6 protein-coding genes are annotated in these 8644 nt (G+C 75.6%); 4 read left to right on the top strand and 2 right to left on the bottom strand.

What is annotated here, in order from left to right; genetic code table 11:
* The 4 genes from K206_RS43850 to K206_RS0124050 form a co-directional block, all read left to right on the top strand.
* A partial coding sequence (locus tag K206_RS43850; RefSeq protein ID WP_020204948.1) for a hypothetical protein occupies nt 1-492 on the top strand: 492 nt, incomplete at its 5' end.
* Between the two features lie 93 nt (nt 493-585).
* On the top strand, nt 586-1653 hold the full coding sequence (locus K206_RS0124060; RefSeq protein ID WP_020204947.1) for an efflux RND transporter periplasmic adaptor subunit: 1068 nt from the start codon (nt 586-588) through the stop codon (nt 1651-1653).
* Nucleotides 1653-4793 (top strand): efflux RND transporter permease subunit, encoded by a 3141-nt coding sequence (locus K206_RS0124055; RefSeq protein WP_020423880.1) that lies wholly within the window; start codon nt 1653-1655, stop codon nt 4791-4793. Before K206_RS0124060 ends, K206_RS0124055 begins: the two co-directional genes overlap by 1 nt.
* On the top strand, nt 4790-6064 hold the full coding sequence (locus K206_RS0124050) for a TolC family protein (protein ID WP_020204945.1): 1275 nt from the start codon (nt 4790-4792) through the stop codon (nt 6062-6064). The genes K206_RS0124055 and K206_RS0124050 overlap by 4 nt, the downstream gene beginning before the upstream one ends.
* Nucleotides 6065-6077: 13 nt before the next feature.
* On the opposite strand, the gene K206_RS39140 is transcribed toward K206_RS0124050, so the two are convergent.
* Nucleotides 6078-7307 carry a GGDEF domain-containing protein gene (locus tag K206_RS39140; protein WP_020204944.1) on the bottom strand — a complete coding sequence of 410 codons (1230 nt, stop codon included), beginning with the start codon at nt 7305-7307 and terminating at the stop codon, nt 6078-6080.
* A 225-nt stretch (nt 7308-7532) separates the two neighbouring features.
* Nucleotides 7533-8644, bottom strand: a 1112-nt coding sequence (locus tag K206_RS43845; RefSeq protein WP_020204943.1) for an FAD/NAD(P)-binding protein, incomplete at its 5' end; no start/stop codon positions are given.

Here is an 8644-nt window from a genome sequence, read left to right as displayed (position 1 = left end):
GCGCGCATGCCGGCGGGCGAAGTCGGCTACAATCGCGCCATGCTTCGCGCAGAACGCCCATCCTTCTTCCGGGGAGCGCTGCTGCTGCTGCTTTTCGCACTGCAACTGCTCGCCCCGCTGCTGCATGGCCACGTCGGAACCCCCAAGCTCCACGGCCTGCACGTACACACAGCGCTGCAAGGTGAGGTTGGTTCTTATTCTCCCTCCGATTCTCATCCCGCCGCCGGGCCGTCCGGCGCGCATGCCGACGGCGCGCTGAGCGCGGTCGAGCCGCTCGAGGTCGACGTCCAGACCGCCATCGGGCCGGTTGCCTTTTCCCTCCACGTGCAGGCCGCCGACATGATCGTCGGCATGGTCTTCGCGTTCCTGCTGTGCGCCGCGCCGCCACGGCAGGCACCGCGGCGCATGCGGTGGCGCGAACGCGCGCCGCAGCGCTGGCGCGGCGGCGACAGCCGGCCGCCGCCCGCGCACGCCCCTCCCTTCGCCAACTGATTCCCCGCCGGCCACGCCGGCGGAGCATGTCCCCGCGCGCGCGGCCGAGCCCGGCCGCGCGCCGGGGCGTCTTATCCTGCTTCGGAGTCAGGCATGTTTTCCCATCGTTTCCTTTGCGCCGGCGCGCTGATCGCCTCGGCGCTGCTTCCCGTCGGCATGGCGCGCGCGCAGGCGCTGGCCTTGTCGGCCTCCCAGGCGCAGTCGCTCGGCGTGCGCTTCGCCCCGGTCGCCGGCGCGGCCGAGATCGAGCTCGGCGCCAGCGGGCGCGTGGTGCTGCGGCCCGACGCGCAGTACGTGGTGGCCGCGCCCTACGCGGGCATGGTCTCGCGCGTGCTGGTCGCGATCGGCCAGCCGGTGCGCGCCGGCCAGCCGCTGGCGGCCTTCGCCAGCCCGCAACTGTTCGAGGCCGGGCGCGCGCTGGCCGAGGCGCGCTCGCAGGCCAGCCTGGCGCGGCAGGCGCTGGCGCGCGACCGCGGCCTGCACGACGACGGCATCATCGCGGGCAGCCGCTGGCAGGCCACGCAGGCGCGCGCCGGCGAGGCCGCCGCCACGGTGCGCGCGCGCGAGGCCGAGATGGCCGCCGCGGGCATCGTGTTCGCGGGCGGCGCGGGCGAGCCGCAGCTGGTGGCCGGCCGCGCCGGGCTGATCGCCGAGGTGAATGCCGTGCCGGGCCAGCGCGTGGACGGCGCGGCGCCGTTGTTCCGCATCGTCGATCCGGCCGCGCTGGAACTGGACCTGCTGGTCGGCCGCGACCTGCCGGCGCCGGTCGGCGGCGAGCGCGTGGAGGTGCGCGAGCGCGGCGCGGCCGGGCGCGTGGCCGGGGTGGTGCCGGTCGCCGACGGCACCGCGGCGGTGCGCGTGCGGGCCGTGCTCGACCGGCGCGGCAGCCTGCAGGCCGGCGAGAGCGTGAACGTGGTCGTGTACCTGCGCGGCGCGCCCGGCGGCGACGCCCGCGTGCGCGTGCCGGCCGGCGCGCTGACCTACTGGCGTGGCGCGCCCGGCGTGTTCGTGGCGACCGCGGCCGGCGTGCGCTACCAGCGCGTGGCGGTCGAGGCCGCCGACGACACCACGGCCACCGTGCGCGGCGCGCTGCCGGCCGGCGCCCGGGTGGCGGTCGCCGGCGTGGCCGCGCTCAAGGGCATGCTGGCGGGAGGCGAATGATGCTGGCCGGCCTGATCGAATTTTCCCTGCGCCAGCGGGTGCTGGTGCTGATTGCCGCGTGCGCGCTGGCCGCCGCCGGGGCATGGGCCTACCTGCAGTTGCCGATCGATGCGTTTCCCGACATCTCGCCGACCCAGGTCAAGGTCATCCTGAAGATCCCCGGCATGACGCCGGAGGAGGTCGAGCAGCGCGTCTCCACGCCGGTCGAGCAGGAACTGCTGGGCATTCCGCACAAGACCATCGTGCGCTCGGTGTCGAAGTACGGCATCAGCGACGTGACGGTCGACTTCGAGGAAGGCGTGGACAGCTACTGGGCGCGCCAGCAGGTCTCGGAGCGGCTCGCCGGCCTGGCGCGCGACCTGCCGCCCAGCGCCATCGGCGGGCTGGCGCCGATCACCACGCCGCTGGGCGAGATGTTCATGTTCACGGTGGAGGGCGACGCCTTCTCGCTGGCCGAGCGCCGCCGCGTGCTGGACTGGGTGATCCGCCCGGCCCTGCGCACGGTGCCCGGCGTGGCCGACGTCAACGCGCTCGGCGGCGAGGTGCGCAGCTACGAAGTGATTCCCGATCCGGCGCGCCTGCGCGCCCGCGCGGTCACGCTGGACCAGTTGCGCCAGGCGCTCGACGCCAACAACCGCAACGACGGCGCGGGCCGCGTGGAGCAGGGCGACGAGAACTGGGTGGTGCGCGTGGAGGGCGGCGCGCGCGGCGTGGCGGACCTGCGGCAGATCGTGGTGGCCGCGCCGGGCGGCGACGCCGGCGGCGGCATGCCGCTCGTGACCGTGGGCGACGTGGCCACCGTGCAGCTCGGCGTGGCCACGCGCAACGGCGCGGTCAGCAAGGACGGCCGCGGCGAGGTGGTGGAAGGGCTGGTGCTGGCCCTGCGCGGCGCCGACGCGCGCCGGCTGGTCGCCGCCGTGCAGGCCCGGCTCGACGAGCTGGCGCCGCAATTGCCGAAGGGCATGTCGACCCGCGTGTTCTACAACCGCGGCGAGCTGGTCACGCGCGCGGCCGGCACCGTGGTGCGCGCGCTGGTCGAGGCCAGCCTGCTGGTGGTGGTGACGCTGTACCTGTTTCTCGGCGGCCTGCGCGCGGCGCTGGTGGTGGCGGTCACGCTGCCGCTGTCGATGCTGGCGACCTTCCTGCTGATGCGCTACGTCGGCCTGACCGCCAACCTGATGAGCCTGGGCGGCCTGGCGATCGCGCTGGGCATGCTGGTGGACGCGGCGGTGGTGGTGGTGGAGAACATCGAGTCGGCGCTGGCGCGCTCGCACGACCACAAGAGCGATCCCGCGCTGCGCGGCGCGGTGATCCGCCACGCCGTGGCCAGCGTGGCGGCGCCGGTGCTGGCCGGAGTGTCGATCATCGCCATCGTGTTCCTGCCGCTGCTGTCGCTGCAGGGGCTGGAGGGCAAGCTGTTCGGGCCGGTGGCGCTGACCATCGTGCTGGCGCTGGCGTCCTCGGTGGTGATCGCCTTCACGGTGGTGCCGGCGCTGGCCTCGCTGCTGCTGCGCCCGCACGCGGGCACGATGCCGTACCTGATGCGCAAGCTGGCGGCCGGCTTCGCGCGCCTGCAGGACGGCAGCGCGCGCCATCCGCGCGCGGTGTTCGCCGCGGCCGGCGTGGCGCTGGCGCTGGCCGTCGCGCTCTATGTGTCGGTGGGCAAGACCTTCATGCCGACGATGGACGAGGGCGACCTGATCGTGCAACTGCAGAAGGCGCCGTCGGTCTCGCTGGCCGCCGCGGTGGACCTGGACCTGCGCGTGCAGCGGGCGCTGCTGGCCGAGGTGCCGGAGATCCGCTCGATCGTCGCGCGCTCCGGCTCCGACGACCTGGGCCTCGACCCGATGGGGCTCAACGAGACCGACACCTTCCTCGTGCTGCGGCCCAAGAGCGAGTGGCGCGGCAGCAAGGACGACATCGCCGCAGCCATCCGCGCCGTGATGGCGCGCTTTCCGGGCGTGGTCTATGGCTTCACCCAGCCCATCGAGATGCGTGTCTCGGAGATGCTGACCGGCACGCGCGGCGATGTGGCGATCAAGGTCTTCGGCAACGAGCTCGGCGCGATCGACGCCGCCGCGCAGGCGATCGCCGCGCGCGTGCGCAAGATCCCCGGCGCCGCCGAGGTGATCGCGCCGGGCAACGAGGGCGTGCAGTACCTCACGCTGGCGCTGGACCGCGCCGCCGTGGGCCGCGCCGGGTTCTCGGGCGATGCGCTGCAGGCGCTGCTGCGCGCGCAGGTGGAGGGCGAGCGCGTCGGCATCGTGCCCGAGGGCACCATCCGCACGCCGCTGATCCTGCGCGGCGGCGAGAGCCTGCGGCAGACGCCCGAGCGCTTCACCGCCCTGCAGGTGACGGCGCCGGACGGCAAGCCCTGGCCGCTCACCTCGCTGGCGCGGGTGCGGCGGGTGGACGGGCCGGTGCGCATCAACCACGAGGACGGCGGCCGCTTCGCCGTGATCCAGGTCAGCGTGGAAGGGCGCGACCTGACCGGCTTCGTGCAGGAGGCGCGCGCCGCGGTGGCCGGCCTGCCCGCTCTGCAAGGCATGTCCAAAGGGCTGCGGGTGGTGTGGGGCGGGCAGTTCGAGAACCAGCAGCGCGCCGCCGCGCGGCTCGCGGTGGTGGTGCCGCTCGCGCTCGGCGCGATCTTCCTGCTGCTGATGCTGACCTTCCGCTCGGTGCGCCAGGCGGCGCTGGTGATCGTCAACATCCCGTTCGCGCTGGTGGGCGGCATCGCCGCGCTGCGGGCGGCGGGCGAGTACCTCTCGGTGCCGGCCTCGGTCGGCTTCATCGCGCTGCTCGGCATCGCCGTGCTCAACGGCGTGGTGCTGGTCTCGCATTTCAACACGCTGCTCGAAGCCGGGCATCCCGTGGACGAGGCCGTGCGCACCGGCGTGCGCGACCGCCTGCGGCCGGTGCTGATGACCGCCTGCATCACCGCGCTGGGGATGATCCCGCTGCTGCTGGCCAGCGGCCCCGGCTCGGAGATCCAGCGCCCGCTGGCCATCGTGGTCTCGGGCGGGCTGGTCAGTTCCACGGCATTGACGCTGCTGTTGCTGCCGCTGCTGTTCAAGCGCTTTGGCGTGACGCGCCAGCGCCGCGGGCGGCATGACCCCATGACACAAGGAGAGGCGCAATGAACCGCGCAGGCAAGAGGGCCATGAGCGCGGCGCTGGCCGCCGCCGTGGCCGGCATGATCGGCGCCGCGAGGGCGCAGGCCGTGCCGCAGGCGGAGGCGGGCGTGCTGCCCGCCGAGGCGGCGGTGCGCGACACGGTGGGCCAGTCGCCCGAGGTGCGCATGGCCGAGGCCGGCCGCGATGCGGCGCAGGCGCGCGCCGCCGGCATCCGCGCCGGCACCGCCGAGGCCGTGGTGCGCGCCACCGGGCAGGGCCGGCAGGCGCGCGCGCCGTCCGAGCGGCATGCCGAGGGGCAACTGACGCTGGAGCGGCCGCTGCGGCTGTGGGGCAAGTCCGAGGCCGACGGCGCGCTGGCGGACGCCACCGTGCAGAGCGGCCAGCTCGCGCTCATGGATGCGCGCCACGAGGTCTCGCGGCAGATCCTGGCGCTGTGGTTCGGCGCGCTGCGTGCGCAGCAGGCCAGGCTGGTGGCCCAGGGCAACGACGACCTCGCCGCGGAACTGGCCGCCGTGACCGCGCGGCGCGTGCAGGCCGGCGACGCCGCGCGCATGGACCACGAGCTCTCGCTGGCCGAGCGCGCCCGCACTGCCGCCATGCTGGCCAGCGCCCGCGCGGCGGAAGCGGTGGCGCAGGCGGCGCTGCGCGCGCGCTTTCCGGGGCTGGGCGTGCCCGGCGGCCTGCCGGCCGGCATCGGCCCGCAAGGCTTGCCGGATGAACCGGCCGAGGCGCTGCGCACGCACTACGTGGAGGACAGCCATGAGTTCCGGCTGGCCCTGTCCGAGGAAGCGCAGGCCCAGCGGCAGGCGTACCGCGCCGACCTGGAGCGCAAGCCCGATCCGACCGTGGGCGTGTTCGTCGCGGTCGAGCGCGGCGGCGCCGAGCGCATCGCCGGGGTGAGCGTGAGCATGCCGCTGGGCTCCGCGCACCGGCGCTCGGCGGCGCTGGCCGCGGCGGCGGACGCGCAGGCCGCGGCGCAGCGCCGGCTGGTGGCGGAGCGCCGCATCGGCGCCGAGTTCGATGCGCTGTACCAGGGCCTGGCCGGCAAGCGCGCCGCCGCCGTGGCGCTGGCGCAGGCGCTGGCGCTGCAGCGCAGCGCTGCCGAGCGCACCGGGCGCGCGTACAAGGCGGGCGAGTCGGGCCTGGGCGAGCTGCTGATGGTCCGGCGCACGCTGGCCGACACCACGCTGGCCGAGCGCACGGCGCTGGTCGACGCGCTCGAGGCCGACAGCCGGCTGCGGCTGGACCTGCACCGCATGTGGGACTTCGACGAGTAGCCGGCGGGCGGCGCTAGCCCGCCGCCGCGCGGCTGCGCCCGTCGCGCCCGTTGCGCCCGCCCGCGGCCATCTGCGCGCGGTGGCCGGCCGTGTACGGCAGCATGCGGTTGCGCCCGGACAGCTTGGCCATGTAGAGCGCGGTGTCGGCGCGCGCGGTCAGCTGCGCCAGCGTTTCGCCGGGCTGCCACGCCGCGTAGCCGCCGCTCACGGTATAGCGCACCACGCCGGCCTGCCCGCCGGCGTGGCCCACGCGGCTGGCCTCGGCCTGCGCGCGGATGCGCTCGGCGGCGTGGCCGGCCTCGTCCAGCGAGCTGCCCGGCAGCAGCACCACGAACTCCTCGCCGCCGATGCGGCCGATGCGGTCGGTGGCGCGCAGCGATGCCGCCGCCAGCCGCGCGAAGCCGGCCAGCACGGCGTCGCCGGTGGCGTGGCCGAAGGTGTCGTTGACCAGCTTGAAGTGGTCGATGTCGACGATCAGCAGCACCGGCGGGCCGTCCCCGCGCGCGGCGCGCGCCAGTTCGCGCGCGGCTTCGTCCTCGAAGGCCTTGCGCGACAGCACGCCGGTCAGGAAGTCGGTGTTGGCGATGGCTTCCAGCCGGCGCACCATCGCGTCGTGGATCATCAGCACCGCGCCCATCGTGAGCGCCGGGCAGGCGATCGCGCCCAGCACCAGGAAGATCGCGTTGAGCCCCGGCGACACCAGCGTGGCGGGATCGTCCATCACCGACAGCGCGGACAGGATGCCGCGCAGCACGTGCGCCGCCGCCAGGAAGAAGGCGAAGCCGGCGGTGGCCAGGTGGTGGCTGGCGGCATGCGCGCGCGGGCGCCCGCGCACCAGCGCCACGCCGGTGGCGGCGCAGAACCACGCATGGAAGGCCGACACGATCACCACGCGCGTGTTGAAGTCGGGGAACACGTAGCGCCACGTCACGATGCCGGCCACCACGGCCAGCGTGCAGGCCGCCAGCAGCCGCCACGGCGGCGCGCGCCCGCAAAAGCGCAGCGTGCCGGCGTAGAACAGCGCCAGCGCCCAGGCGAGGGCGCCGTTGGCCACCACGATCCCGAGCACGTCGGGGATGGTGCCGCGCAGCGTAAACAGCATCAGCGCGCCCATCGCGGTCAGGTTGCTGTACAGCCACAGCGTCACTCCCGGCTGGCCGCAGCGGCGCAGCGACCAGACGATGCCCAGCATCATGACGCTGAGCAGCGTCGTGACGGCCAGCAGGGCGATCGGGTCGGACATCGGCCGGGTTCCTCCGGGGTGGCGTGGGCGCGCCGGCCGCGGGCGCGGCGGGCAGGCGAAGCCACGGAGAATACCGCATGCCGGGCACCCCATTTCACCCACGCAGGTGGGGTGTGGGGTCGCCGGTGGCGCGTGGAGGCGGGATATTGGATGGGATGCGGCCCGGACGCGGGCGCCGGATAGGGGCGATGGCGGGTCGGCGCATGGCCCCGCCACCACCGCCGGCTAGGCGGCCTGGGCCTCGGGCCGGGCCGCCAGCCCGAGTTCCTGCGCCAGCCGCGCCGACACCGCCGCGGCCTGGTTGCGCACGTCGATGATGGTGCCGGACTCCCACAGCGCGCCGCGCAGCGGCGCGCCCAGGGCGCTCAGGCCGGGCACGGCGCGCCCGCCGCGGTCGAACACCGTGCCGCGCGCGTCGCCATCGAGGCCGGAGCCGGCCGCGGCGGGGCGCACGATGCCGCGCGCGAGCAGGTTGCGCACCAGCGGCCGCGCGTTGCCGGCGTGCCAGCCGTATTCCGCGCCGGTGCAGTTGACCAGCGCGTCGACCGCGGGCACCGCCGGCAGCGCGCGCGACAGGCGCAGCGCCAGCCGGCCGCCGGCGTTTTCCACGCCCGTGTCCTCCACCCCCGTCACCCGCGCCGCATGGACCTGCAGCCGGCCCTGCGCACGCACCGCGGCGAGCACGGCATGGGTGGGCGGCGCCGCGCGGTGCAGCAGGTTGTCCCAGAACGGGCGCGCGTGGCGCAGGAAGCGCTGGCGCTCCGGCACGCTGGCGGCGGCCCACAGCGGGCCGATGTGCTCGCGCAGCGCGGGCGGCACGCTCTGCCAGTCCAGCCCCTGCGCGCTCAGCGCGCGGCACTGGTCGCGCACGCGGCGCACCACGCCGCGCGCGGTGGGGCTGGCCAGCGCCGGCCCGGCGGCGCCGAGGAAGTCGTCGCACGGGCCCACGCCGTGGCGCAGCCACGGCAGCAGCGCGCGCCGCGAGAACGCATGGTAGGTGCCGGTGAAGCCGAGCCGCTCCAGCGTGGCCACCACGTCGAGCATGGTCAGGCTGGTGCCGGCCAGCGCGACGGCGCGCGCGCCGGCCAGCGCGGCCAGCGCCTCGGGCTGCCACGGATCGGGCACGTAGCGGCCCTCGGCTTCCAGTGCCGGGTCCTGCGCCAGCGCCGGGCGGGCCGACTGCACGCCGGTGGCCAGCACGATGTGGTCGGCCTCCCACGCGCGGCCGTCGGCGCCGCGCACGCGGTGCGGCACGCCGATGGTCAGGTCGGTGATCTCGGTGCGGATGTGTTCCAGCGTGGCGCGCCCGGCGGCGCCGGCCAGCGCGCGCGCCAGCG

The sequence above is a fragment of the Cupriavidus sp. WS genome (assembly GCF_000395345.1).
GTDB classification, from domain to species: Bacteria; Pseudomonadota; Gammaproteobacteria; order Burkholderiales; family Burkholderiaceae; genus Cupriavidus; species Cupriavidus basilensis_B.
The sequence above is the reverse complement of the archived record's forward strand: the minus strand, read 5'-3'. Positions and strand labels throughout refer to the sequence as shown.